Below are 25,356 nucleotides of genomic sequence, written 5' to 3' on the forward strand. Positions count from 1 at the left end.
TTGGAAATAGTATGTGCCAGCAGGTAAACCAAAGCCAAATACTCCGTTGGTGAATGGTTCGTAAACGATTCGCTAATCAGGTCACATCCGGGGCAATTCCCCGTGCGAATTTGAAAGGAAGTAAAATGATCAGCAAACTGAAAACATCCGTTGCGAGCCTTGCATTGATCGCGGCTTTCGGCACCGGTCTGGCTTTCGCGCAGACGGAGGCTCAGCCGCAGGTCCAGCCTGCCCCGGCGGAAAACGCCGCGCCGGGTGGCTCGGAAACCCAGCTGCCCGCGATCCTTCAGGGTGAGGGCTTTACCGATGTCGAAACCCGTCCGGGACGTCGCGGCGGTGCCTTCGCCAAAGGCACGATTGCAGAAAGCGGCAAGGATTTTCAGGCGATGATCGGCCCGGATGGGCAGCTTGTGGCGATCCGCACGGCTGAAGGGTCCTCATTGCCTCAGTCTCTGGTCGATGAGATGCTGTCGCAGGCGGCGCGGGACAATGCCGTGACCGCTGAAATCACCGAGCTGAATGCGATCGGCACCCGTGGCGATGCGGTGATGATCTCGGGACAGGATGCCTCGGGCGACACGGTCCGCATCGAATTCGGCGCGGATGGCGAGCTGGTGCATTTCTCTCGCGGTGAGGAAAAGCACGATGGCGACGGTCCGCGTGGCGATATGCGCAAGCCGATGGGACCGGGCGGCGATATGCATGACGACAAGGAACGTGAAGGCGACAAGGAAGCCGATCACGACCACGAAGACGATGACAAGGCGGATGACCATCCCGAACGCAAGGATGCACCGCGCGGCGACCGTGGCGAGCGGCGTCCCGGCGGCGATCCTGCCCGCATGATCCAGCCTTCTGCGCCGGAAGGCCACCAGCCGATGCCGATGGGCGAACGTGCTGCGCCTGAGGCCGGTGGTGCTGCTCAGCCCGGCGATGCGCCGCAGCCGGTCGATGAAGCCGCGCTGCGTTCAGCGGTCGAGGAAGCCGGATATACCGAGCTTGGGACCATCCGTCCCGAAGGTCCCGGTGCCACGGTCGAGGCGGTGAACCCGCAGGGCGAAGAAGTTGTCGTGACGGTCAGCCCGGAAGGCGAGGTCGTCCGCGAAACTGCTCGCTGATCACCGCCAGCCGGTAACAGCATTGGGGCGCGGTCCGAAACGGCCCGCGCCTTTCTTGCGTTAGGGCTGCTGCAAGGCGTTCAGCAGAAGCGACAGGGCATGTTCGACCGTCGCCATGCGAACCTGCTTGCGCCCAAGAGGCCCGAAATCGATGGTTTCCGTGCGAATGCCGTTGGGATCTGCGATGCCGAAACAGACCCTGCCTTCCGGTTTGTGATCCGATCCGCCCGGCCCGGCGATGCCGGTCACCGAAACCGCCAGCCCCGCCTCTGAGCGGTCATAAGCGCCCTTCGCCATTTCAGCGGCGACCTCTTCACTGACTGCGCCAAATTGCGCCAGCGTGTCAGAGCCGACGCCAAGCATCTCGCGCTTTGCGGCGTTGGAATAGGTAACGAAGCCGCGATCCACCACATCGGATGATCCGGCGATATCGGTCAGTGCCGCCGCGATCATCCCGCCGGTACAGCTTTCCGCCGTGGCGATCATGACGCCTTTGTCACGGGCGGCGTTCAGCACATCCGAGGCCCGGCTCACATCAGGAATCCGTGGCTGATCCCGGCTGCGATGATCGTGGCGATCCCGGCGAACAGCCCGGCCCAGAGGTCATCCAGCATCACGCCGCGCGTGCCGCCCTCACGGTCGGCGCGTCCGACCAGCCAGGGCTTCCAGATGTCGAACAGGCGGAAGAACAGGAAGGCCGCGACCCAGCCGGGATAGGGAAAATCGGTCGAGGGCAGTCCCATATACCAGAAGCCGAAAGAGGGAAAACACAGCGCCAGCCACTGCCCCGCAACCTCGTCGATCACGATCTCGGAGCGGTCCGGGTCCTCCATCCCCGCCGTATAGCGCGGCACGGCCCAGAAGCCGAGCGCGGTGACGGCGGCGGTCGCCAGCAAGAGCAGCGGGAAATGCCCGACCCAGTGGATCAGAACGCCGAGGGCGATGGCGACCAGAGACCCCCAAGTGCCGGGGGCGGGTCGCATATTTCCTGCGCCGAACCAGGTACAGAGCAGCTTTTCCATGATCATTCCTTTATCAGCGTGGCGGTGGCGATGGCGGCGATGCCCTCGCCGCGCCCGGTGAAGCCCAACCGCTCCGAGGTGGTTGCTTTCACCGAGATGCGCGTGGGCTCGGTCCCGGTGATCTCGGCCAGCTTCGCCTGCATTTCTTTCGCATGGGGGCCGATCTTGGGTGCCTCACAGATCAGCGTGACATCCGCATTGCCGATCCGGAAACCGCGTTCCCGCGCCAGTCCCGCTGCGTGGCGCAGGAAGATCACGCTGTCGGCCCCTTTCCATTGCGGATCGGAGGGGGGGAAGTGACGCCCGATATCGCCCTCTGCCAGAGCGCCATAGATTGCGTCGGTCAGCGCATGCATCCCGACATCGGCATCGGAATGGCCTTTGAGGGCGCGGTCATGGTCGATCCTGATGCCGCACAGTGTCACATGATCGCCATCCTCGAAGGCGTGAACGTCGAATCCATTGCCGAGGCGTATATCCATATCGGTCCCCAATATGCGGCGGGCGCGGTCGAAATCCGGCCCGTAGGTGAGTTTCAGATTATCCTCGGAACCCGGCGTGATGGCCACCTCATGCCCGGCGCGGCGGGCCAGCTCCACATCATCGGCGGCCCCTTCCGGAAACGCGCGATGGGCGGCAAGAATTGCGTCCAGCCGGAAACCCTGAGGCGTCTGGGCCCGAAAAAGCCCCTCGCGGGATTGCATGGCGACGACATGCCCGTCCTCGCCGCGCCACAGTGCATCGCTGACCGGAAGCGCAGGCGCGGCGGCGATTGACCCTTCTTGCAGCGCATCGGTTACGCCCGAAATCACCGCTTCGCTGACCAGAGGCCGTGCGCCGTCATGGATCAGCACATGGGTGATATCGCTGTGCTCCAGCACCTCAAGCCCGGCCCGGACGCTGTCAGAGCGCGTCGCGCCGCCTGCCACCAGCGTGACCGCACCGCTCAGCTCGGCCACGCCCTGCGCCATGTCGTCGGGATGCAGAACCACGACAATGCGCCGGAAGCCGGAAAATGCCGCGATGCTGCGTGCCAGCACGCTGCGCCCCGCCAGATCGCGCCATTGCTTCGGTGTCCCGCCCATGCGGGTGCCGCGACCTGCGGCGGTGACGATGACGGCGAATGTATCGGGACGTTTCATGGCCCGAAGCTCTATGCCACAGATGCGGGTCGTGCAATCGGGACGATTGTCCCCTGTCTCTCGGCGCAAGCCCGGGGTAGAAAGGCGGCGGATCAGGAAAGGAACCGCGACATGACCGAAGCCAGCCCCGCAGATATCGCCAAGAATGCCGCCGCCGAGGCCGCCGTCGCTCTGGTCGAGGACGGAATGAGGCTGGGCCTCGGCACCGGATCGACGGCCGTGTTCATGGTCCGGCGGCTGGCGGAACGGGTCAAGGCTGAAGGTCTGACGCTGCGCTGCGCCGCGACCAGCAAATCCACCGCTGAACTGGCCGAAAGCCTCGGCCTGCGGATCGAGGCGCTTGACGAGATCGGCTGGCTCGATCTGACGCTGGACGGCGCGGATGAGGTCGATCCGGATCTGAACCTGATCAAGGGCGCGGGCGGTGCGCTGCTGCGCGAAAAGATCGTCGCGATGGCCTCTGACCGGATGGTGGTCATGGCCGATGGCAGCAAGGTCGTCGATGTCCTAGGCGCGTTTCATCTGCCGGTCGAGGTTATCGAGTTCGGCTGGCAGACGACTCAGGCGCTGATCGCGCGGGTGCTGGATGAGCAGGGGCTGGATCACCGTCCCATCCTGCTGCGCCAGTCCGATGATGCGGCCTACAGGACCGATGAGGGCAATCTGATCCTCGATCTGGCTCTGGAGCGGATCGAGGACCCGGCGCGGCTTTCTGCCGCGCTGAATGCGATCCCCGGCGTGGTGGAAAACGGGCTTTTCCTGCATATCTGTGATCTGGCGATCATTGGCAGGCCTGATGGTTCCGTTGCCGAACTGACCGCAGAGGGAAGCGAAGAGGAAGTGGAATGAGTTTCGACTATGATCTTTTCGTCATCGGCGGAGGCTCCGGCGGGGTCCGCGCGGCCCGGATCTCGGCAGGCTATGGCGCGAAGGTCGGGCTGGCCGAAGAAAGCCGCATGGGTGGCACCTGCGTCATCCGGGGCTGTGTGCCGAAAAAACTGATGATATTTGCGTCCTCTGCCCCGGAATTTGCAGAGGAGGCGCAGGCCTATGGCTGGCGCGATGCCTCTGCGGGCGCATTTTCATGGGATGCGTTCAAGGGAAGGCTGGATACCGAGCTTGACCGGCTGGAAGCCGCCTATACGCGAGGTTTCGAAAGTGTCGGCGGCACGATCCATCATCAGCGGGCCCGGATCGTCGGCCCGCATGAGGTGGAACTGGCGGATGGGTCGCGTTTCAGCGCCAAGCATATTCTGATCGCCGCCGGTGGCCGCCCGCAATTGCCCGGAATCGAGGGCGAAGCACTGGGGATGATCTCGGACGATCTGTTCCTGATGGAGCAACTGCCAGGGCGGGTTCTGGTGGTCGGAGGCGGTTTCATTGCCTGCGAATTCGCCACGATCCTGAACGGGTTGGGCGCTGAGACCGTGCTGGCCTATCGCGGCGACAAGGTGCTGCGCGGTTTCGACACGGATGGGCGACTGCTTGTGACCGAGCAATTGCAGCAGATCGGTGTGGATCTGCGGCTGAACCTGTCTCCGGTCCGGCTGGAGAAAGACGGGGACGGGATCAAAGTCAGCTTCGATAACGGCCCGGATACGCATGTCGATGCGGTGATCTTTGCCACTGGCCGCAATCCTTACACAAAGGATCTGGGGTTGGAGGATGTCGGCGTGCAGCTTGGCCCGAATGGCGAAGTGGTCGTCGATGAGTGGTCGCAGACCAATATTCCGTCAATCTATGCCGTGGGCGATGTGACGAACCGGGTCAATCTGACTCCGGTCGCGATTCGCGAGGGGCATTCCTTCGCGGATACACTGTTCGGCAATAAGCCCCGCTATCTGGATCACACCCTTGTGGCCAGTGCGGTTTATACCCGCCCGCATGAAATGGCCTCGATCGGCATGACCGAGGATGAGGCGATCCTGCGTGGCGGTGTCGAGGTTTATGATGCGCGTTTCCGCCCCATGCGCTCCGCGTTCGCGGGATCGGATGCACGCGTTATGATGAAGCTGCTGGTCGATGAGGACTCGCGCCGGGTGCTGGGTTGTCATATCTTCGGTCCCGAGGCCGGAGAGCTGATCCAGCTTGCGGCGATACCGATCACGATGGGCGCGACCAAGGAGGATTTCGACCGCACGGTTGCGGTCCACCCGACCATCGCGGAAGAACTGGTCACGATGCGCCAGCCCACGCGCCGGCACGACGAACCGCAAGGCGGCGACGCCTAGCTTAAGCGGGGTCAGCTTGACTTTTCAGGCTATGTCCCCAGTTTCATGCACGACGACAAAGACAGGAAGAGGCAGTCAGATGGCACAAGGCCCCTGGGGTGGCGGCAGCAGCGGAGGCAATGGCAGCGGTGGCAAGGGGGGCAATGAACCCCCGCGCGGCCCTCAGCGTCCCTGGGGTCAGGGCGGAAATCAGGGCGATCCCGGCAAGCAGCGGCCAGAACCGCCGCGCCGGCCCGGACAGCGCCCGGGTGACATGCCCGAAATCGAAGAGCTGATGAAAAAAGGTCAGGACCGTTTGCGCGTCCTGATGGGGGGCCGAGGCTCGGGCAACAACAATAATGGCGGCGGGCCACGCCGTCCGCGAGGCTCGGGGTTCCGCTTCGACCGCCGCATGCTGATTATCGGCGGGCTGGTCGTGGTCGGGATGTGGACCGCGGCAAGCTTCTATACGGTCCGTCCGGAAGAACGCTCGGTTGAGTTTCTGTTCGGTCGCGCCGTCGGCACGGGTGAGCCGGGTCTGAACTTTGCGCCCTGGCCTGTCGTGACGAAGGAAGTTGTGCAGGTCACCGGCGAGCGCGTGACCGAGATCGGTTCCGGGCGCGTCGACAGCAGCCGCTCCAGCTCTGGCAGCGGCAGCGCGATTGCCACCACCGATAGCGGCCTGATGCTGACCCGCGACCAGAATATCGTGGATATGGAATATCAGGTGGTCTGGAACATCTCCGACCCTGAGAAATACCTGTTCAACCTTGCCGATCCCTCGGGCACGATCCGGGCCGTGGCGGAATCCTCAATGCGCGACATTATCGCGCGGTCGGAACTTGCCCCGATCCTTAACCGCGACCGTGGCGCGATTGCCGAGGATCTGAAACTATCGGTGCAGCAGACGCTGGACAGCTATGAATCAGGGGTGAATGTAATCCGGGTCAACCTTGACCGGGCCGACCCTCCGGGCGAGGTGATCGACGCGTTCCGCAAGGTGCAGGCCGCGCAGCAGCGCCGCGATGCACTTGAAAAACAGGCCGATGCCTATGCGAATCAGGTGCTGGCACAGGCCCGCGGTGATGCGGCGGCGGCCATCGAACAGGCCGAGGGTTACCGGGCCGAGGCGGTGAACAACGCGCAGGGTGAATCGGCGCGGTTCAATTCGGTCTATGCCGAATATGCGAAAGCCCCGGAAGTGACGCGCAAGCGGATGTATCTTGAAACGATGGAGCGTGTGCTCGGCAGCGTCGATAAGGTGATTATCGAAGACAGCGGCTCGGGCGGGGTGGTGCCCTACCTGCCGCTTGACCAGTTGCGTAGGCAGGGCGGTCAAGGCCCGTCATCGGGAAATAATGGTGGAAACGCAGGCGCTGCGCCTTCCTCAACCGCCCCATCCTCAGATAACGCCGCCAGCATGTCGGCAATTACGACCACGACCGGAGGAAGCAACTGATGGCGCGCGTCCGCAGAAACTTTATTCGCACGCTGGCCGTACCGGCCCTTATCATTGTCGCACTGATCGCGGCTTTTTCTCTTTATACGGTCGATGAGCGTGAGAAGGCTCTGGTGCTTCGGCTTGGCCGGGTGGTCAATGTCAAGGAAACACCCGGTCTGGGCATGAAGATGCCCTTCCTCGACGATGTGGTGAAATATGACGACCGGATGCTGGGTCTTCAGACCACGCCGCTGGAAATAACGCCTCTGGACGATCGCCGTCTGATCGTGGACGCTTTCGCCCGCTGGCGGATCGCCGATGTCGTCCGCTTCCGTCAGGCCGTGGGGACAGGCGGGACCGATATCGCGCTTGGCCGTCTCGATCCCATCGTGCGCACCGCGATTCGCGAGGTGCTGGGTGAGGTGCCTTCGACCGCCGTTCTGTCGGATGACCGGACCTCGCTGATGAACCGGATCCGGGATGAGGCGCGTCTGAACTCGGAAGGGCTGGGGGTCGAGATCATCGACGTTCGCCTGACCCGGACCGACCTGCCAGAGCAGAACCTTGCCGCGACCTATGAACGGATGCGGGCCGAGCGTGACCGTGAGGCTGCCGATGAAATCGCTCGTGGTGAGGAAGCCGCGCAGCGTGTTCGCGCCGCCGCCGACCGGACCGTGACCGAGCTGACCTCGGAAGCCCGGCGGAATGCCGAGATCATCCGGGGTGAGGCCGATGCCGCGCGAAATGCGATCTATGCTGACGCGTACAGCCGCGATCCGGAATTCTTCGCCTTCACCCGCTCGCTGACATCTTATGAACAGGCTCTGAAGGGTGAGAACTCTCAGCTTGTCATGCCGCCGGACGGGGATTTCTTCGCTTATCTGCGCAATGACGGCGCTGCCGGTGCGACCCCGGCGACCCCCGCCGAGGCACTGCCGCAGGAAGAAAACCTCTCGACGCTGCCGGAGGCCGGGCAGGGCGCAGATGCCCGCGCTCCGATTCAGGCGGACAGCGCGGTGACCCCGCGCCCCATCGAGATGCCCTGGGATGCCGAGCCCGGCGCGGGTCTGGGCGATGCGTCCGCTCTGGCCGATGAGTCGCCGGTGCCTCAGGCGGAAGGCGAGGGCGGCGATGCAGCGGCCCCGGATGCGGCGGAAAGTGCCGTGACCCCGGATGAGGGCGTTGCTGTCGAACTGCCCGAGACCGGACAGGATGAACCTGCGCAAACGCAGGAAGCACCGCCTGCCGAGGATGCCGTTCAGTCCGGGGAGGCGGGTGAAAACAGCGCTCCGGCAGAAGAAACGCGGCAAGGCGACAACTGATGAAAAAGGGCGGCATAGGCCGCCCTTTTTCATGAAATCACGATGAGTTCATCGACGCGGAGCGTGATTTATTTGCAACGTCTTAACATCTGGCGTTTGTAGAAAACGCAAATCGACCCCGAAGAGTCGTGCGCCGGACATCTGGCGCTCTAATGGAAAGGATCATTCGATGCGCAGCCCAATTTCCCGTTTTCTGGCAACCGTTTCCGTTGCGGCACTGACCCTTGGTGCACTGCCTGTCGCGGCGCAGGACACAGCCCCCGCGCAGGCACAACAGACCCAGGATCAGGCGGCAAACAGCAATGAGGCACCGCTTGCCGCCCCCGAAACCGAGGCGCGGCGTCAGGCCGTCATGCCCGACAGTTTCGCCGATCTGGTCGAAGAGGTTTCTCCGGCGGTGGTGAATATCAACACGACCTCGGTGGTCGAACAGCCGACCGGCCCGATGTTCCCCGAGGGCAGCCCGTTTTCGGATCTGTTCCGGGATTTCGGCTTTCCGATGCCCGACCAGAATCAGCAAAACCCCTTCGGACAGCGCCGTCAGCCTCAGCGGGCAAATGCGCTTGGTTCGGGCTTCGTGATTTCGGATGACGGATATATCGTCACCAATAACCACGTGATCGACGGTGCCGATGAGATCGAGATCGAGTTCCGCGATGGCGCCCGCCGCGCCGCCGAGGTGATCGGGACCGATGCGCAGACCGATATCGCCCTGCTGAAGGTCGATGCCGAAGATCTGCCCTTCGTGGGCTTCGGCGACAGCGACGATGCCCGCGTAGGTGACTGGGTGCTGGCGCTTGGCAACCCTCTGGGTCAGGGTTTTTCGGCCTCGACCGGGATCGTCTCGGCGCGGGGCCGGGCGCTGACCGGGGCATATGATGACTATATCCAGACCGATGCGTCGATCAATCGCGGCAATTCCGGCGGCCCGCTGTTCAACATGGATGGCGAGGTGATCGGCGTGAATACCGCGATCCTGTCGCCGAATGGCGGCTCTATCGGGATCGGCTTCTCGATGGCCTCCAATGTGGTGGAAAACGTGATCGATCAGTTGCTGGAATTCGGAGAAACCCGTCGCGGCTGGCTGGGTGTGAAGATTCAGGCCCTGACCCCGGAAATTGCGGAATCGCTTGGGCTGGATAACGAAAACGGCGCGATGGTCGCCGATGTATTCGACGGTCCCGCCTCGGAAGCAGGCATCCGCTCGGGCGATGTGATCCTGCAATTCGACGGCAATGCGATCGAGGATGACCGTGATCTGGTCTCGCGCGTCGCGCAGGCTCCGATCGGAGAAGCGGTCGAGGTTCAGATCCTCCGCGACGGCGAGACGCAGAATCTAGACGTGACACTGGGCCGCCGCGAAACTGCGGAAGGCATGACCAGCGGCAGCGGGAATACGACCCCGGGTGGCGAGCAGCGCGAAACGCTTGGCATGTCGCTTCAACCTCTGACGCCGGAACTTGCGACTGAGCTGGGTCTCGACGAAGATCAGGAGGGGCTTGTCGTCACCGATGTCGAGCCTGCATCCGACGCCGCCGATAAAGGGCTTGGGCGCGGCGATGTGATCACCGAGGCAGGTCAGCAGCCCATCGCCTCTCTGGGCGATCTTCAGGACCGTATCGACGAATCGCGTGAGGCCGGACGCAATTCGATCCTGCTGATGATCCGCCGCGGGGGCGAGCCGCGCTTCGTCGCGCTGTCCATCGCCGAATAAGGCATCAAGACGTACAGACAGTGCAGGGCGGGGGCGTGCTCCCGCCCTTTTCTTTGCGGGCAGGATGGCCTATTTCGCCCGCAATGACAGGAGCAAGCTATGGCCAGAATTACCTATATCGAGCATAACGGCACCGCTCATGAAATCGACGTCCGCAACGGGATGACCGTCATGGAGGGCGCACGCGATAATGGCGTCCCGGGTATCGAGGCGGATTGCGGCGGGGCCTGCGCCTGCTCGACCTGCCATGTCTATGTCGCAGCCGAGTGGGTGGACAAGCTGCCCGCGAAAGACCCGATGGAAGAAGATATGCTGGATTTCGCATGGGAGCCGGATCCCGAACGCTCGCGCCTGACCTGCCAGTTGAAAGTGACGGATGAGCTTGACGGGCTGGTGGTCAATCTGCCCGAAAAGCAGATCTGATCGTGATTCCGGCGTTCTGACCCGGATTCTCTCACCGAAAATCAGTGATTTACTTGTCAGCGCGGCCATGTCGCGCTAGCCCGGCAGAAGACAGATGTCCTGACCTAGCGGAAAGGACGGGGATATTTCTTCTAAGGGGCTTATCATGGCCGATCTGGTTCTGACCGTCACCTGCCCGACCCGGCGCGGTATCGTCGCGGCAATCTCGGCATTCCTGTCGGATCATGGCTGCAACATCACCGATTCCGCGCAATTCGACGATATGCAGGCGGGCCGGTTTTTCATGCGGGTCAGCTTCAGCGATCAGGAGGGCGTCGGGCTGGACCGGCTGCGTCAGGAATTCGCAGCACTCGCCGGGGAATTTGGCATGGAAGCCGCGATATATGACGCGGAACGTCCGATGCGGGTGCTGCTGATGGTGTCCAGTTTCGGGCATTGCCTGAACGATATTCTGTATCGCTGGCGGATCGGAGCGCTTCCGGTCGAGATCGTGGGGGTAGTGTCGAACCATCTCACCTATCAGAAGCTGGTGGTAAACCACGACATCCCCTTTCACCATATCCGTGTCACCAGCGACAACAAACCCGAGGCCGAGGCGCAATTGCTGGAGATCGTCCGGGAGACCGGGACAGAGCTGGTCGTTCTGGCACGCTATATGCAGGTTCTGTCGGACAGGCTGTGCAGTGAGCTGTCAGGGCGGATCATCAATATCCACCACTCCTTCCTTCCCAGCTTTAAGGGCGCGAACCCCTATAAGCAAGCCTATGAGCGCGGCGTGAAGCTGATCGGCGCCACGGCGCATTACGTCACCGCCGATCTGGATGAGGGCCCGATCATTGAGCAGGATACGGTCCGAGTGACCCATGCTCAGTCGGCTGCGGATTATGTCAGCCTCGGCCGCGATGTGGAATCTCAGGTGCTGGCTCGCGCGATCCATGCGCATATCCATCACCGCGTATTCATGAATGGCGGGCGCACGGTCGTTTTCCCGGCCTCGCCGGGAAGCTATGCGTCGGTGCGGATGGGCTGAGGCGCATAGGAAAAGCGCCGTCACGCATCACTGTCCTGAAAACACCCGCGCCATTGCCGGACTGACCCGAGCCCGCCGGATCACACCGGAAGCTGGCGGCTGGTCAGCCCTTTCGGTTCGGTATGGGCCTTCGCACCGGCGGGGCGGCGGCGTGGGGTTGGTTTTTCGCTGCCGGAGTTTTCGTCGATGAAATCCAGCACGATGGGCCGGATATTCAGACGCCAGCTTTTGCCCGCGAAGATCCCGTAATGGCCCGCGCCGGGTTCGAGATGCTGCTGCTTCTTGTTCTCTGCCAGCCCGGTGCAGAGATCGAGCGCCGCGACGCACTGGCCGGGGGCCGAGATATCGTCATTCGCGCCTTCCACGGTAAAGACCGCGACATCCTTGATCTTGCCGATATCCACCTGTTTGCCATTCACGGTGAAGCGGTTTTCGGCGATTTCGAGGCCTTTGAAAATCCGTTCGACGGTCGAAAGATAGAACTCTGCCGTCATATCCATAACGGCCAGATATTCATCGTAGAACTTGTTGTGGCGGTCAGCTTCCGAGCCTTCGCCCCGCGCCTCCGCGAAGATCTTGTCGATGAAGGCGGATGCGTGATGTTCCGAGTTCATCGCGATGAACGAGGCAAGCTGCGCCAGCCCGGGATAGACCAGACGTCCCGCGCCCTTATATTTGAAGCCGACCTGCTGGATGACCAGATATTCCAGTTCACCCATCGTCATGCGGTTGCCGAAATCGGTGACTTCGGTCGCGGCGGCGTCGGGATTGATCGGGCCGCCGATCAGGGTGAGGGTGCGGGGCTGCGCTTTGGGGTCTTCCTCGGCCAGCAGCGCCGTGGCGGCAAGCGCCAGCGGAGCGGGCTGGCACACTGCAACGACATTCAGATCCGGGCCGAGATGGCGCATGAAATCGACCAGATAGTCGGTGTAATCCTCGATATCGAACTTGCCCTTCGACACTGGGATATCGCGGGCATTATGCCAGTCGGTGACATAGACATCCGCATCGGGCAGCAGCGACACCACGGTCGAGCGCAGCAATGTCGCGTAATGGCCCGACATGGGCGCGACGAGGAGGATCTTGCGGGTATGGGGTTCACGGCGGGCGACGCGGAAATGGATCAGATCGCCGAAATCCTTTTTCAGCACACGTTCGACATGCACGATATGGTCCTGACCGCCCGGCCCGGCGATTGCAGGGATATTCCAGTCCGGCTTGATGACCATGCGTGAGAAGCTGCGTTCGGTGACGCGGCCCCATGCGCTCATGATGCGGAACATCGGATGGGGGATCATTGCGAAGGCGGGATAAGACGCCATCGCACGGGCCGATGCGCCCAGCCACTCATTCGTGTTGCGGATCGTTTCCATCGCATCGTAGGAAATCAATCCCTTGAGAAGAGGTTGCTTGGCCATATTTGCACCATGTCCCTATGCACCCCGGCGTTAAACTGCCCCCTTTTTCATCGGGCGCGTGCCGGTTAAGATTGGAGTGCGAGAGTAGGGGGGAATATCGGTTATGGCAAGTGACGAAGCAGGCAATGACGCGGGCCGTGGCAAGGATGCTGCACCGCGGAAACGTCCCGCCCGCAGGACAACAGCCGCAGGCAAGACCGCGGCTCCGGTGAAAAAACCGGGCAGCACGGCGTCCGCGGCCAAGGCTGTGACCGGGTCCACGGCGAAGGGAACTGCAAAGACAACGGGCCGGGCGAAGACCTCCGGCAGCCGGACCGCTGCTGCGGCCAAGTCCCCGTCTTCACGTCGGAAACCGGCGACAGCCGGATCGGCGGCGTCGCAGGCAAAAGCCTCTGCGGCGAAGAGCGCACGCGTTGCGCCCCCCGCCGCTGCCGAGGTTGACCTTCAGAAAGGCGCATCGGTCAGAAGCAGCGATGCCGGAGCCAAAGCGGCTGCGGCATCATCGGGCGGTTCTGCTGCTGCCGGGGTCCCGGAAGCGCCCGCGCCCGCCGCAAGCTCGCAGCTTGCCGAGAACATGGAGCGGATCGAATCTCTCACTCAGCGTCTCGCGGCGGCTTTTGCGCAGCGTCCGATGCATGATCCGGGCGTCGAGGCTCCGGGTGCCGATCTGATGGTGAATGCCGGGCTGGCTTGGGCGAAGATGTGGACCGAGCAGCCCGCGCGTATTCTGGAACAACAGGTGAAATACTGGGGTGCGACGCTGGCTCATTACGCCGAGATGCAGTCCCAGTTCGTGCGTGGCAAACTGACCGCGCCCGAGGATGACAAACCGGAAAGCGACAAGCGTTTCCGCAATCCGCTGTGGCAAAGCCATCCCTATTTCAACACGGTCAAGACGCAGTACCAGATCAATGCTCAGGCCATGCGCGATGCGGCGGGCGAACTGGATATGCTCGATCCGGTGGATCAGCACAGGCTTGGATGGCTGACCAATCAGATCATCGACATGTTCGCCCCGACGAATTTCTTCGCCACCAACCCTGACGCAATCGAGCGGGCACTTGAGACCGAGGGCGAAAGCCTTGTGAAGGGGCTTGAGAACCTCGTCCGGGATGTCGAACTGAACAAGGGCGAGATGGTCGTATCGCTGGCCGACCGCGATGCGTTCTGCGTGGGCGAGAATATCGGAACCGCACCGGGCCGGGTCGTGAGGCAGGAACGGCTTTATGAGCTGATCCAGTTCAGCCCGACAACCGAAAAGGTCCATGCGACTCCGATCGTGATCTTCCCGCCCTGGATCAACAAGTTCTATATTCTGGATCTCAAGCCGGAAAACAGCCTGATCCGCTGGATCGTCGATCAGGGCTATACGCTGTTTGTGGTGTCATGGGTCAATCCCGATGCCAGCTTCGCCGGGACAGGGCTGGAGGATTACGTCAGCGCCTATCTCTCAGTGATGGATGCTGTCGAGGAAATCACCGCAGAGCCGAAGCTGAACGCCATCGGCTATTGCATCGGCGGCACGACACTGTCGCTGACGCTTGCTCTGATGGCACAGCGCGGCGATGATCGGGTGAATGCCGCGACATTCTTCACCACGCTGACCGATTTTTCCGAACAGGGAGAGTTCACGCCCTTCCTTCAGGATGATTTCGTCGAAGGCATCGCGTCCGAGATCGAGCGCAGCGGAATTTTCGCCTCGCATCTCATGAGCCGCACCATGAGCTTCCTGCGGGCAAATGATCTGGTCTGGGGTCCGGCGATCCGGTCCTATCTGATGGGAGAGGCGCCTCCGGCCTTCGACCTTCTGTACTGGAATGGCGATGCCACCAATCTGCCGGGGAAAATGACCGTCGATTACCTGCGCGGTCTCTGCCAGAAAAATCTTCTGGCTGGCGACGGGTTCCCGATCATGGAGCACCGCGTGAAGATCTCCGATATCACACTGCCGCTCTGCGCCATTGGCTGCGAAACCGACCATATCGCTCCGTGGAAATATAGCTGGCGGGGGGTAAAGCAGATGGGGTCAAAGGATAAGCGCTTTATCCTCTCGGAATCCGGCCATATCGCGGGGATCGTGAATCCGCCCTCGAAGAAAAAATACGGCCACTATACTGGCGGGGAGGATTTCTCGGGTGAGCCGGAGAACTGGAAAGACGCGGCAGAGTTCACCCCGGGAAGCTGGTGGCCGACTTGGGAAAGCTGGCTGAAGGGCTTCTCGGGAGAGCTTGTCGATGCCCGCGAACCCGAAGAAGGCTTCAGTGCAGCGCCCGGCAGCTATGTTCATCAGAAATACTGATTGAGTCCCCGTTAACTATAGCAAAATTTTTGCTGCAGTGCAGAAAAAAAGGTTGAAATGCTGCGGTGCGGCATCTACCTTGTAGCTACGGAATTAAAAAGGCGGTCTCCCTCCCTGGCCGCCGTAAACGGAGAGAAAAATGGCTAAGGCACCTGACTTCACCAAGACCATGCAAGACATGATGGCGAACTTCCCCGTCGACACCTCGTCGATGCAGGACGCTTTCAAAACCCAGTCGGCGCTGAACGAGAAAATGGCACGCGCTGCTCTGTCGGCTGCCGAGCGTTCGACCGAGATTTCGGCTCAGTGGGCCAAAGACACCATCGCCCGCGTTGGTGAACTGACCGCTCAGAAAGACGACGCCAGCGGCTATGCCAAAGCGTTCACCGATTTCGCCAACGCTTCGACCGAAAGCGCTGCCGAGCATATGTCGGCTTTCGCTGAAGTCGCGAAAAAACTGCAGATGGAAACCGTTGACCTGCTGATGTCCGCTGGCAAGGATCTGGCCGAAGAAGGTCAGAAAACCGCCGAGAAAGCGACCCGTCAGGCTCAGGACGCTGTCAAGAAAGCGACCGCTGCGACGACCCCCAAGGCATAATCGCATGTCAGCTTGACGATTGGGGTGGCCTTCGGGGCCGCCCCTTTTTCTTTGCAATCAGCGCCGTTTGGCCTCAAGATGCTGCAAATGCATTGAAGGGGAAAGCCGATGGCCAAAGCAGATACCGCGGCGCCATTGCTGATAAAGCGTTATGCCAGTCGCAGGCTCTATAATACCGAGACAAGCGATTATGTGACTCTCGAAGACATCGCGCGGTTCATACGGGACGGGCGAGAGGTCAAGATCGTCGACCTGAAAACTGGGGACGAGCTGACGCGGCAATACCTTCTTCAGATCATCGCAGAGCATGAAAGCCGCGGTGAGAATGTGCTGCCGGTCGATGTGCTGACAGATCTTGTCCGCAGCTATACCAGCCAGGCGCAGAGCGTGGTTCCCCAGTTCCTCGCTGCCAGCTTCGAGATGCTCCGCGAAGGTCAGTCGAAGATCATGGAGAATATGGCCTCGATGCCGACCCCGATGTCCTCCATGCCCGGCTTCGACCAGCTTCAGCGCCAGCAGCAGGCTTTCCTGAAGGCGATGATGGGCGGCTGGCGCAGCGCAGGCTCGGGTCCCGCACCTGACGAGGGCGATGACGATCAGGGCGGGACAGAAAAACCCGACATGGAAGATATCCGCAAACAGCTTGCTGCTTTACAGGACCGCATTTCGAAAATGTGAGGCTTGCACTGCCGGAAAACAGCCGCTATCCAGCGCGGACACGGACGGTTGGCCGAGTGGTCGAAGGCGCACGCCTGGAAAGTGTGTAGGCGGGGAACCGTCTCGAGGGTTCGAATCCCTCACCGTCCGCCACCTTGGTATAAAACCGGGAACGCCGGTTGCCGCCGATTTCCCTCCTTTTGTGGCCACCAACGTCCGTAGCAGGGTGTTTTTGTTGCCCTTGATGTAGATTGCGTCGTCCGCGACCTCGACGCGCTGCGCAAAGGCCCGGACGTGTTCCCGCCGATAGCCGCCTTTTCCGAGCCGCAATCTGCGGCGGGCTTCGTCTGCCAATTCGCGCACGGCTGCGCCGGTAAGGCGCTGATGGGTGGAGCTTGCCAGCATGGCTTCGATCCGCGTCGCGTCGGCGTAGGCCTGATCGCGCAGCGCTGTAAGGCCGGCGATCCGCTCGCCCAGGGCGGATTCGGTGGGATCAAGCGAACCGGATTCGATAGCGTCGTAGAGCCGCTTGAGGCGCATGTCCGCCTCGGCGGCGCGCTGGTTCAGCTCGGCGATGTGCTGGCTGCGGCGCTCGGCGCCTTCCTGACGGCGGTCCAGCAGTGATGCCAGCACGTCCTCGATCCGCTCGGGATCAAGCAAGCGTTCCTCGATATGGTTCACCACCATCCTGTCGAGCTTGTCCATCGGGATCGCCCGGCCCTTGCAGCCGGTCGCGCCCTGTCGCGCCCGGATCGAGCAGGCGTAATAGCGATAACGGCCGCTCTTGCCGGTGCGCAGGGTCATCGCGCCGCCGCAATTGCCGCAATAGCAGATGCCGGTCAGCAGATTCGGGCCACTGACCACGCGCGGCGGCGTCACCTTGGGATTATTCGCCTGCAGGCGGCTTTGCACGGCGTCAAAAGTCTCACGGTCGATCAGCGGCGGCACGGGCACGGTGACAACCTCTTTCTCCGGCTTCACCTCGCCGCGCTTGGAGCGTTTGTTGAACTGATGCTCGCCCATATAGGTGCGCCGGGTCAGGACGCGGTGAAGCTGGCCAATGCCCCAGCGACCGCCATTGCGGGTGAAGATGCGATTGCCGTTCAAATGGTTGACGATGGCCTTGACGCCCATCGGGCCGGACATGCCGTCACCCTCCAGCGCCAGGCGGAAGATCAGCCGCACGGTGTCGGCGTGCAGCGGGTCGATCTCCAGCTTCTTCTTCATCTTGGCGCCGCGTTGTTCGGCATCGACGACGCGATAGCCAATGGGCGGCAGCGAGCCGTTCCAGAAGCCCTGCCGGGCGTTCTCTTTCAGCGCGCGCAGGACATGCTTGGCGTTTTCCTTGGACTGGTATTCGTCGAACAGCGCCATGATCTGCCGCATCATCACATGCATCGGATCGTCGCCCATCTCCTGCGTGATGGAGATGAGCTTCACGCCGTTCTTGGCCAGCTTCCTGACATAGAACTCCAGCTCGAAGTGATCGCGGAAGAAGCGGCTGAACGAATGCACCACTACGATATCGAAAGCGGCGGGTTTCGACGTGCCCGCCTCGATCATGCGCTGAAACTCGGGGCGTTTATCATTGGTGGCTGACCCGCCCGGTTCGACAAAGGTTTCGACGAGCTGATAGCCGCGCGCCGCGCACCATGCCTTGCCCTGCCGCTTCTGATCGGGGATCGACACGTCATGCTCGGCCTGCCTTGCGGTCGAAACACGCAGGTAAAGCGCGGCGCGCAGGGCGGCAGTCGGGGTTTGGCTGTTCATGGCTGACCTCCTTCCACCTTGCGCGGTTCCAGCAAGGGCAGCTCCAGCGCCACGCGGTCATAGAGTACCTTTGGGGCCACCTTCCGGCCTTCGCCCTTCTCCATGCGGACAAGGCCGTAGGTGACCATCTTCTTGAGCGTGCGCGACAGGTTCGGTTTGGCGCACCCGGTGAGCTGGGACAACTCTTCCAGCGATCCGGGGGCTTGCTCGTGAATGACGCGCAGCAGCTCGCGGTTTCCGCTGGACAGAATTTGCGCGAAAGATTCAGTCGAGGTGAACCACACTTTCGGATCGTCCGCCGCCGGCTTTTCCTCGCCGCGCGCGATCCGCAGGGTGCGGGCTTTCATCTCGTCATAGTCGGCGATCCCGACTTTCAATGTGGTCATAGCACACCTCGCTCCTTCAACACCGCATCGACCGCCTGCCAGAAATCGGCCAGCAAGGTAGCCGCATCCTCGTAAGCGTAGGGCCTCACGGTCTGGAGGCGGTGGCGATGGTCCATCGGCGCACCGCACTTGCCCCGGCCGACCGGATGGGCGTTGTCAAAACCAACCAGTCGCTCACCCGAAGGCCCGTGAAGCGTAAGCGAGTAATCGAGACCATGCGGCTTTTCCGGTGAGACCGGAACGCGGGTGATGACGAATTTCACCCAATGGCCGCCCTCGGGATCGACAACCAGCACCTGCCCATCAAGGTCCAGCAGCGTGTCGAGGCCCGGATCACGCCCCTCGCTCATGACTTATCATTATCCTCTGATGATAATAAGCTCAAGCTCTGATTGCCAGGGGGGCTGTCTATCGGTCCGAATAACCGGTCGAGCACATCGCCGAAAAACTGCTCGAAGATGTCCACCTCGGCTACTGTGACCGGCACATCTTCCGGCCAGTCATCAATGACAGGCAGCGTCTCGACATCGACGATGCGCAGCGGTAATCTGCGCCGTTCCCGCCCGTTCGGCGTGGGGTTGTCGGCATAGTCGAACAGATCGTCCGGCAGCGTCTCGGGCGCCGGAGTTCGTGGCCGCCCTTTATGGGCGCGGTGCTCTGCGCACATAGAATCCTCCGTGGTTCAGGTGGCTTCCGGCACGATCACAGCCCCGGAATTAGTCGAACCATGGAGGGAGTTTGACGGCCCGTAGCGTGCCGCAATTGTGGTCATGCGTCGGCGGCACCCCTCTGAGGAGCAAAGCGGATTACTGAGTTCAACCTTGACATCCCGTGCTCAGTGATACTGTAAATAGGCGGTATTTCAGAAGATTAGGCTCCAGACCCATTGATTTCGGGCTGTTTGCGTGATTCAGGCTCTGCAAGGAGACCTGATTTATGAGCAACCTTTTCTGGCTGACTGACGCGCAGATGGAGCGTCTGAAACCCTATTTCCCGAAATCCCACGGCAAGCCACGCGTTGACGACCGGCGTGTGCTGAGCGGCATAATATTCATCAATCGTAATGGCTTGCGATGGTGCGACGCGCCGACGGACTACGGCCCCGCCAAGACGCTCTACAACCGCTGGAAGCGCTGGAGCGAGAACGGGACCTTCGCCCGGATCATGGTGGGCCTCGCCGCCGAGAGCGCCGAACACAATACGATCATGATCGACGCGACCTATCTGAAAGCGCACCGCACGGCCTCGAGCCTGCGGGTCAAAAAAGGGGGCGCGGGCGCCAGATCGGGCGAACGAAAGGCGGCATGAACACGAAACTGCACGCCGTCACCGACGCGAAGGGCCGCCCGATAGGGTTCTTCATGTCCGCCGGACAAGTCAGTGATTACACCGGGGCAGCGGCACTTCTGAACAGCCTGCCGGAGGCGGATTGGCTGCTGGCCGATCGGGGCTATGATGCCGACTGGTTCAGAGATGCCTTGAAAAACAAGGGGATAAAGGTTTGCATCCCGGGTCGGAAGTCGCGCAAGAAACCCGTCAAATACGACAAGCGGCGCTACAAACGCCGCAACCGCATCGAAATCATGTTCGGCCGACTCAAGGATTGGAGGCGCGTCGCCACCCGATACGACCGTTGCCCCGAGACCTTCTTCTCTGCAATCCTGCTCGCCGCGACCGTCATCTTCTGGTTATGATCAAGAACGAGTCCTGAGCCTAGTGAACAAGCTCGACGCCGAAGCCCGGGCCGAACGACAGGGCCGGACCGCGGAACTGATCTCCCGCCTCGACTTCCTGATCCTAGACGAACTTGGCTATCTCCCGTTCGCCCAGACCGGCGGCCAGCTCCTATTCCATCTGATCAGCAAGCTTTACGAGCGGACCTCGATCATCGTCACCACCAATCTCGCCTTCGGCGAATGGCCCAGCGTCTTCGGCGACGCCAAGATGACCACCGCGCTCCTCGACCGGCTCACCCATCATTGCGAGATCGTCGAAACCGGCAACGAAAGCTGGCGCTTCAAGAACCGGGCGTAGGGCAAGCGGAACCCCCGCTGGCCCGTCGCCGCGGCGTTACATGAAGACTATGCAGCGACGGGCCAGCTCAGCTCCAGAGGGGTCAATTTTGGACGCCGATAAGGGGTCACGATTGGATGCCGATTGACATCCGTTTGGCATAGGCGGTGCGATCCGCCCAAGGAAGGACATCTCCGCCGCGCACTATCTCCTCGCGGATGATCGCGCGGCCGGATTCGGGGGTTGTATGGAAACCGCGGCGGGCAAGCTCGGTGATCAGGCTGGTCTTGCCCGCACTTGGGCCGCCCGTCACGACGAAGAAACGGTCGCTCATGGGCCATCCTCGGTTTTGAAGGGGGAAGGGCTGCGCGGCGATCGACGCACTGAACGCCGCGGATCAAAGCAGCATGGATTTTCGTAGGGAAAACAGCACCGGTCTGTGCGGCAGAGGCAAATTCTCTGACGAGAAAGGCAGAACTATCTGGTGCTTTTCATGGATATCGTGGTGGAGCCAAGGGGAGTCGAACCCCTGACCTCTTGAATGCCATTCAAGCGCTCTACCAACTGAGCTATGGCCCCACCGGAGGTCTGCAGCGGCGCGGTGCGTCGTTGCGTGGGGGGTCTATATGAGGTCGGAATGGTGGGTGCAAGGGGAATTTCGTCGCTGCAAGGAAAAAGAAAACGGGGCTGGTTCGCCCCGTTTTCGCTTTGCCTGCAAGGGCTGGTTCAGTGGTCGCGGCCCAGTATGCGGTCAAGGCTGAGAGGGCCCGGACCGGCGAAGGCGATATAGAGAAACACGAAGCAATACAGGATTGCGGCGTCTCCCCCGTTCAGTGCCGGAACCGGATGCTGAGGCGCGTGGGCCAGCCAATAGGCGAAGGCCATCAGGCCGGACAGGATAAATGCCACCGGGCGGGAAAACAGGCCGAGGGCCAGCAGCGCACCGCCGACCAGCTCCAGCATGCCTGCGATCCAGAATTGCGACATGACGGGCGGGAAGGCGCTGCTGCTGGCGGGAATGCCAAGGATCTTCTGCGAGCCATGTGCAAGGAAGATCAGCGCCGCAACGATGCGCAGCACGCTGCGCATCAAGGGGGCATAGGGGGACAGGGATTTGAAACTCACATTCGCCTCATAGATTGGTTAAAGCATCTCTTTCGGCGAAAATGTTCGTATTAACAATCCCTTCGATCAGTCCTCGTCGTCTTTTGCGACATCGGCGATGTCGTCCAGAGAGACGTCGTCATCGTCGTCGTCATCCTCCAGAAGATCGTCGTCCATATTGCTGCTGTCGTCATCGTCCAGATCGTCTTCGATCAGATCGTTGGACTGATCCTTGTCCTTCGACGCTGTTTTCTCAGAGACCAGCGAACGGCTGCGACCCTGGGCAAGACTTTCCACCGTGAACTCGGTCGAGCACACAGGGCAGGTCATCGGGTCGTTCTGCAGATCGTAGAAGCGCGATCCGCAATGCGGGCACAGGCGCTTCGTGCCCCATTCCTCTTTGGGCATGGTATTCTCCTTACGCCGCGGTTAGGTAAATCCGGGTTCCCCTGCCACAAGCCCATTGGGCTGTAAAGACCTATCCTGTCAGGCAATGCAGCAGCAGATACAGATCGGCGATATAACGGTTCTGATCCGGCGCAATTCAAGGGCGCGGCGGATGACGCTGCGTGTCCCGCGCACGGGCGGAGATGTCGTGCTGACATTGCCGCCGCGCGTCACGCTGGAAGAGGGGCGGGGCTTTGCGGCCTCGCGGGCGGACTGGCTGCAGCGGACTCTGGCGGAAAGGCCGCCCCCGCAGATCGTCGCGGATGGGGCCGTGATCCCGGTTTCGGGGCAGGCGGTGACGGTGATTGTGCTGCCGGTCAAAAGGGTGCGGTTCAGCGATGCGGTGCTGGCGGTGCCTTCGGGCAAGCCGGTCGGGCCGACCGTGCGGGCATGGCTGAAGCATCATGCGCATGCGGCGCTGCGCGAATCTGTGGACCGGCATGCCGCAAATCTGGGCCGGCAGCCGCGTGCCATGACGCTGCGCGATACGCGGTCGCGATGGGGCAGTTGTACTTCGGATGGCCGACTGATGTTTTCCTGGCGGCTGGCGATGGCCCCCTATGAGGTGCTGGATTACGTGGCCGCGCATGAGGTCGCGCATCTTGCGCATATGGACCACTCGCCGCGTTTCTGGGCGGCGGTTGAACGGCTGATGCCGGATTACGCCCGGCACCGGGCATGGCTTCGGGTGAACGGGTCCGGTTTGCAGGCATGGCGGTTCGAGGATTGACCCCGGAGCGCGATGTGATCACACATACCGCATGAGCGCCGCCCGCCTGACCGATCCCACCGCGCATGAGCGGCTGTACCGCAATCTGCGCGGCCGCATCCTTGTCGGAGAGTTGCCGCCCGGGCAATCCCTGACGCTGCGGGGCATTGCCTCGGAATACAGCGTGTCGATGACACCGGCCCGCGAGGCTGTGCGCAGACTGGCCGCCGAGGGGGCGCTGACGCTTTCCGCATCGGGCCGGGTCATGACGCCCGAACTTTCCGTCGAGCGGATCGAGGAACTCGCGGCGCTGCGTGCGCTGATCGAGCCGGAACTGGCCTCCCGCGCCCTGCCACGCGCCCATTTCGCGCTGATCGAGCGGTTGAGCGCCATTAATAACGGCATTGCCGAAGCGGTGATGCGTCATGATGCGGTCGGCTATATCCGCAGCAATTTGGATTTTCACCGCACGCTGTATCTTCGGGCGCAGGCTCCGGCGATGCTGGCGATTCTCGAAACCGTCTGGCTGCAGCTGGGGCCGACGATGCGGGCGCTCTATGGGAAGGTGCAGCGCAATTCTCCGCCGCGTCATCACCGCATGATCATCGCGGCGCTGAAGGCGGGGGACGATCCGGCGCTGCGCCTGTCGATCCGGGCCGATGTGACCCACGGTTTGCGACATCTGACGGCGGAAAGCGCCGCGCGCTGATTTTTGCCCCCCGTTGACCTTTGGGGCGTAGCGGGGCTATCGCAGTCGGGAACAATCGGATGACTATGATGAATCTTTTTGCCGAAATTCACGGCGTCGTTTCGGACGCGCTGAATGCGATGATGGACGCGGGCGAACTGCCTGCCGGTCTCGATCTGAAAAACGTTACCGTAGAGCCGCCGCGCGATCCTGCGCATGGCGATATGGCGACGAATGCCGCGATGGTGCTGGCCAAGCCCGCCGGGGCGAAGCCGCGCGACGTCGCCGAAAAACTGACGGCGCGGCTGACCGGGGATGCACGGATCACCTCGGCAGAGATTGCCGGGCCGGGTTTCATCAATCTGCGGCTGGATCCGTCGGCATGGCACGGCGTGGTTCGCGCAGCGCTGAAGGCGCCTGAGGGCTATGGCCGCTCGGATCTGGGGCAGGGGATCAGGGTTAATGTCGAGTTCGTATCCGCGAACCCGACCGGCCCGATGCATGTCGGACATACGCGCGGTGCTGTTTTCGGCGATGCCCTTGCCAATCTGCTGGATTTTGCCGGTTACGACGTGACGCGGGAATATTACATCAATGATGGAGGCGCTCAGGTCGATGTGCTGGCGCGTTCCGCCTATGAGCGTTACCGCGAGGCGAATGGACAGCAACCCAGCATCGCCGAGGGGCTTTATCCGGGCGATTACCTGATCCCGGTCGGGCAGGCGCTGAAGGAGAAATACGGCGACAGCCTGCTGGACAGGCCCGAAGATGAATGGCTTGCCGATATCCGCGAATTCGCCACCGAGGCGATGATGCAGATGATCCGCGAGGATCTGGCATCGCTGAATGTGAAGATGGATGTCTATTCATCCGAAAAGGCGCTGTATGGCTCGGGCCGGATCGAGGCGGCTATCGACCGGCTGCGCTCTGCCGGGCTGATCTATGAGGGTGTGCTGGAACCGCCTAAGGGCAAGCTGCCCGATGATTGGGAGGCGCGGGAGCAGACGCTGTTCCGCTCGACCGATCATGGCGACGATCAGGACCGGGCGGTGATGAAATCCGACGGAAGCTGGACCTATTTCGCCCCGGATATCGCCTATCACTGGGATAAGGTGGATCGCGGTTTCGATCAGCTTATCGACGTGTTCGGCGCGGATCATGGTGGTTATGTCAAGCGGATGAAGGCGGCGGTGAAGGCGCTGTCCAATGGCCGCGTGCCGCTGGATATCAAGCTGATCCAGCTTGTGAAGCTGTTCAAGAATGGTGAGCCCTTCAAGATGTCCAAACGCGCCGGGACCTTTGTCACCCTGCGCGATGTGGTCGAGCAGGCGGGCAGGGATGTGACCCGCTTCCATATGCTGACCCGCAAGAACGACGCGCCGCTGGATTTCGATTTCGACAAGGTGCTGGAACAGTCCAAGGATAATCCGGTCTGGTATGTGCAATATGCCTCAGCCCGGGTGCATTCGGTGATGGCGAAGGCGGCGGAAATGGGCGTCGATATCTCTGATGCCGCGCTTTCCGGGGCGGATCTTTCCGGGCTGAGCCACCCGGCAGAGCTGGAATTGCAGCGCAAGCTGGCCGAGTATCCGCGCCTGATCGAGGCTGCCGCCACCGCGCATGAGCCTCATCGCGTTGCGTTCTACCTGTACGATCTGGCCGGAGCCCTGCATTCGCTGTGGAATCGGGGCAATGACGAAACCAGTCTGCGCTTCATTCAGGAGGGTGATTCCGAGGGCACAGCGACAAAAATTGCGCTGCTGCGTGCCGTTGGCGTTGTCATTTCGTCAGGTCTTGCTATTCTTGGGGTGACTCCGGCTAAAGAAATGCGCTGATAAATGCGCC

General features: G+C 61.8%; 26 protein-coding genes, 2 tRNA genes and 2 pseudogenes. 18 read left to right on the forward strand and 12 right to left on the reverse strand.

The features are described 5' to 3' along the window. The first annotated feature begins 125 nt into the window (after positions 1 to 125). Entirely contained in the window at positions 126 to 1,118 is a 993-nt protein-coding gene (locus PAE61_RS07340; protein ID WP_271114669.1) for a hypothetical protein, read from the forward strand. Between the two features lie 60 nt (positions 1,119 to 1,178). Here PAE61_RS07340 and PAE61_RS07345 read toward each other — a convergent pair whose 3' ends face one another. The 3 genes from PAE61_RS07345 to PAE61_RS07355 are packed head-to-tail and all read right to left on the reverse strand — an operon-like array spanning position 1,179 to position 3,282. Then, a complete protein-coding gene (locus tag PAE61_RS07345; protein WP_271114670.1) occupies positions 1,179 to 1,652 on the reverse strand; it encodes a CinA family protein in 474 nt (157 codons plus the stop codon). Further along, the gene (locus PAE61_RS07350) at positions 1,649 to 2,146 is read right to left on the reverse strand and encodes a phosphatidylglycerophosphatase A family protein (protein ID WP_271114671.1); all 498 of its coding nucleotides are present in this window, start codon (positions 2,144 to 2,146) and stop codon (positions 1,649 to 1,651) included. The genes PAE61_RS07345 and PAE61_RS07350 overlap by 4 nt, the downstream gene beginning before the upstream one ends. Then, positions 2,143 to 3,282: a bifunctional 2-C-methyl-D-erythritol 4-phosphate cytidylyltransferase/2-C-methyl-D-erythritol 2,4-cyclodiphosphate synthase gene (locus PAE61_RS07355; protein WP_271114672.1), complete on the reverse strand. Its 1,140-nt coding sequence runs from the start codon at positions 3,280 to 3,282 to the stop codon at positions 2,143 to 2,145. Before PAE61_RS07355 ends, PAE61_RS07350 begins: the two co-directional genes overlap by 4 nt. 111 nt (positions 3,283 to 3,393) lie before the next feature. Between PAE61_RS07355 and rpiA the strand changes: the two genes are divergently transcribed. From rpiA to purU, 7 genes are all read left to right on the forward strand, one after another. Beyond that, positions 3,394 to 4,131 (forward strand): ribose-5-phosphate isomerase RpiA, encoded by a 738-nt coding sequence (gene rpiA / locus PAE61_RS07360; protein WP_271114673.1) that lies wholly within the window; start codon positions 3,394 to 3,396, stop codon positions 4,129 to 4,131. Then, positions 4,128 to 5,513, forward strand: a complete 1,386-nt coding sequence (gorA, locus tag PAE61_RS07365; RefSeq protein ID WP_271114674.1) for a glutathione-disulfide reductase — start codon at positions 4,128 to 4,130, stop codon at positions 5,511 to 5,513. Before rpiA ends, gorA begins: the two co-directional genes overlap by 4 nt. A gap of 79 nt (positions 5,514 to 5,592) precedes the next feature. Next, a complete protein-coding gene (gene hflK / locus PAE61_RS07370) occupies positions 5,593 to 6,951 on the forward strand; it encodes an FtsH protease activity modulator HflK (protein WP_271114675.1) in 1,359 nt (452 codons plus the stop codon). Further along, positions 6,951 to 8,255: a protease modulator HflC gene (hflC, locus tag PAE61_RS07375; protein WP_434803110.1), complete on the forward strand. Its 1,305-nt coding sequence runs from the start codon at positions 6,951 to 6,953 to the stop codon at positions 8,253 to 8,255. The genes hflK and hflC overlap by 1 nt, the downstream gene beginning before the upstream one ends. 169 nt (positions 8,256 to 8,424) lie before the next feature. Continuing rightward, entirely contained in the window at positions 8,425 to 9,969 is a 1,545-nt protein-coding gene (locus PAE61_RS07380) for a DegQ family serine endoprotease (RefSeq protein WP_434803111.1), read from the forward strand. Positions 9,970 to 10,068: 99 nt separating this feature from the next. After that, a complete protein-coding gene (locus PAE61_RS07385) occupies positions 10,069 to 10,392 on the forward strand; it encodes a 2Fe-2S iron-sulfur cluster-binding protein (RefSeq protein ID WP_271114676.1) in 324 nt (107 codons plus the stop codon). Between the two features lie 145 nt (positions 10,393 to 10,537). After that, positions 10,538 to 11,422 (forward strand): formyltetrahydrofolate deformylase, encoded by an 885-nt coding sequence (gene purU / locus PAE61_RS07390; RefSeq protein WP_271114677.1) that lies wholly within the window; start codon positions 10,538 to 10,540, stop codon positions 11,420 to 11,422. An 80-nt stretch (positions 11,423 to 11,502) separates the two neighbouring features. Here purU and phaZ read toward each other — a convergent pair whose 3' ends face one another. Continuing rightward, entirely contained in the window at positions 11,503 to 12,840 is a 1,338-nt protein-coding gene (gene phaZ / locus PAE61_RS07395) for a polyhydroxyalkanoate depolymerase (RefSeq protein ID WP_271114678.1), read from the reverse strand. 103 nt (positions 12,841 to 12,943) lie between these two features. Here phaZ and phaC point away from each other — a divergent pair, with 103 nt between their 5' ends. The 5 genes from phaC (at position 12,944) to PAE61_RS07420 (ending at position 17,018) form a co-directional block, all read left to right on the forward strand. Further along, positions 12,944 to 15,139: a class I poly(R)-hydroxyalkanoic acid synthase gene (gene phaC, locus PAE61_RS07400; protein ID WP_271114679.1), complete on the forward strand. Its 2,196-nt coding sequence runs from the start codon at positions 12,944 to 12,946 to the stop codon at positions 15,137 to 15,139. A gap of 139 nt (positions 15,140 to 15,278) precedes the next feature. Continuing rightward, positions 15,279 to 15,737 (forward strand): Phasin, encoded by a 459-nt coding sequence (locus tag PAE61_RS07405; RefSeq protein ID WP_271114680.1) that lies wholly within the window; start codon positions 15,279 to 15,281, stop codon positions 15,735 to 15,737. 108 nt (positions 15,738 to 15,845) lie between these two features. Next, entirely contained in the window at positions 15,846 to 16,415 is a 570-nt protein-coding gene (gene phaR / locus PAE61_RS07410) for a polyhydroxyalkanoate synthesis repressor PhaR (protein WP_271114681.1), read from the forward strand. A gap of 42 nt (positions 16,416 to 16,457) precedes the next feature. Next, positions 16,458 to 16,547 (forward strand) — tRNA-Ser (locus PAE61_RS07415). 141 nt (positions 16,548 to 16,688) lie between these two features. After that, a complete protein-coding gene (locus PAE61_RS07420) occupies positions 16,689 to 17,018 on the forward strand; it encodes a hypothetical protein (RefSeq protein ID WP_271114682.1) in 330 nt (109 codons plus the stop codon). A 57-nt stretch (positions 17,019 to 17,075) separates the two neighbouring features. Here PAE61_RS07420 and PAE61_RS07425 read toward each other — a convergent pair. The 4 genes and pseudogenes from PAE61_RS07425 to PAE61_RS07440 all read right to left on the reverse strand — a co-directional run. Continuing rightward, positions 17,076 to 18,164 (reverse strand): annotated as a pseudogene (locus PAE61_RS07425) (recombinase family protein); the annotation flags it as partial. After that, a complete protein-coding gene (locus PAE61_RS07430) occupies positions 18,161 to 18,550 on the reverse strand; it encodes an HVO_A0114 family putative DNA-binding protein (protein ID WP_271114683.1) in 390 nt (129 codons plus the stop codon). The pseudogene PAE61_RS07425 and the gene PAE61_RS07430, both read right to left, overlap by 4 nt. Next, positions 18,547 to 18,900, reverse strand: coding sequence for a toxin-antitoxin system TumE family protein (locus tag PAE61_RS07435; protein ID WP_271114684.1), 354 nt, complete (start codon positions 18,898 to 18,900; stop codon positions 18,547 to 18,549). Before PAE61_RS07435 ends, PAE61_RS07430 begins: the two co-directional genes overlap by 4 nt. Then, a complete protein-coding gene (locus PAE61_RS07440; RefSeq protein WP_271114685.1) occupies positions 18,897 to 19,217 on the reverse strand; it encodes a hypothetical protein in 321 nt (106 codons plus the stop codon). Before PAE61_RS07440 ends, PAE61_RS07435 begins: the two co-directional genes overlap by 4 nt. Positions 19,218 to 19,486: 269 nt before the next feature. Here PAE61_RS07440 and PAE61_RS07445 point away from each other — a divergent pair. Both PAE61_RS07445 and PAE61_RS07450 read left to right on the forward strand, forming a co-directional pair. Continuing rightward, a protein-coding gene (locus tag PAE61_RS07445) for an IS5 family transposase (protein ID WP_271112274.1) occupies positions 19,487 to 20,244 on the forward strand; the annotation gives its coding sequence in 2 pieces (ribosomal slippage) (positions 19,487 to 19,823 and positions 19,823 to 20,244; 759 coding nt in all). Positions 20,245 to 20,254: 10 nt separating this feature from the next. Further along, positions 20,255 to 20,584: pseudogene (locus PAE61_RS07450) on the forward strand (ATP-binding protein); the annotation flags it as partial. Between the two features lie 106 nt (positions 20,585 to 20,690). Here PAE61_RS07450 and PAE61_RS07455 read toward each other — a convergent pair. The 4 genes from PAE61_RS07455 to PAE61_RS07470 form a co-directional block, all read right to left on the reverse strand. Beyond that, positions 20,691 to 20,897: an AAA family ATPase gene (locus PAE61_RS07455; protein WP_271114686.1), complete on the reverse strand. Its 207-nt coding sequence runs from the start codon at positions 20,895 to 20,897 to the stop codon at positions 20,691 to 20,693. A gap of 169 nt (positions 20,898 to 21,066) precedes the next feature. Continuing rightward, positions 21,067 to 21,142 (reverse strand) — tRNA-Ala (locus PAE61_RS07460). A gap of 147 nt (positions 21,143 to 21,289) precedes the next feature. After that, a complete protein-coding gene (locus PAE61_RS07465) occupies positions 21,290 to 21,688 on the reverse strand; it encodes a DoxX family protein (RefSeq protein WP_353620387.1) in 399 nt (132 codons plus the stop codon). A 66-nt stretch (positions 21,689 to 21,754) separates the two neighbouring features. After that, positions 21,755 to 22,075: a TIGR02300 family protein gene (locus tag PAE61_RS07470; RefSeq protein WP_271114687.1), complete on the reverse strand. Its 321-nt coding sequence runs from the start codon at positions 22,073 to 22,075 to the stop codon at positions 21,755 to 21,757. A gap of 151 nt (positions 22,076 to 22,226) precedes the next feature. Between PAE61_RS07470 and PAE61_RS07475 the strand changes: the two genes are divergently transcribed. The 3 genes from PAE61_RS07475 (at position 22,227) to argS (ending at position 25,346) form a co-directional block, all read left to right on the forward strand. Continuing rightward, positions 22,227 to 22,844 carry a M48 family metallopeptidase gene (locus tag PAE61_RS07475; RefSeq protein ID WP_271114688.1) on the forward strand — a complete coding sequence of 206 codons (618 nt, stop codon included), beginning with the start codon at positions 22,227 to 22,229 and terminating at the stop codon, positions 22,842 to 22,844. Positions 22,845 to 22,875: 31 nt separating this feature from the next. Beyond that, positions 22,876 to 23,532, forward strand: a complete 657-nt coding sequence (locus tag PAE61_RS07480; protein WP_271114689.1) for a GntR family transcriptional regulator — start codon at positions 22,876 to 22,878, stop codon at positions 23,530 to 23,532. Positions 23,533 to 23,600: 68 nt separating this feature from the next. Then, positions 23,601 to 25,346 (forward strand): arginine--tRNA ligase, encoded by a 1,746-nt coding sequence (argS, locus tag PAE61_RS07485; protein WP_271115107.1) that lies wholly within the window; start codon positions 23,601 to 23,603, stop codon positions 25,344 to 25,346. Positions 25,347 to 25,356: the final 10 nt, after the last annotated feature.

Origin of the sequence: Paracoccus aerodenitrificans, from assembly GCF_027913215.1 — a bacterium.
GTDB classification, from domain to species: Bacteria; Pseudomonadota; Alphaproteobacteria; order Rhodobacterales; family Rhodobacteraceae; genus Paracoccus; species Paracoccus aerodenitrificans.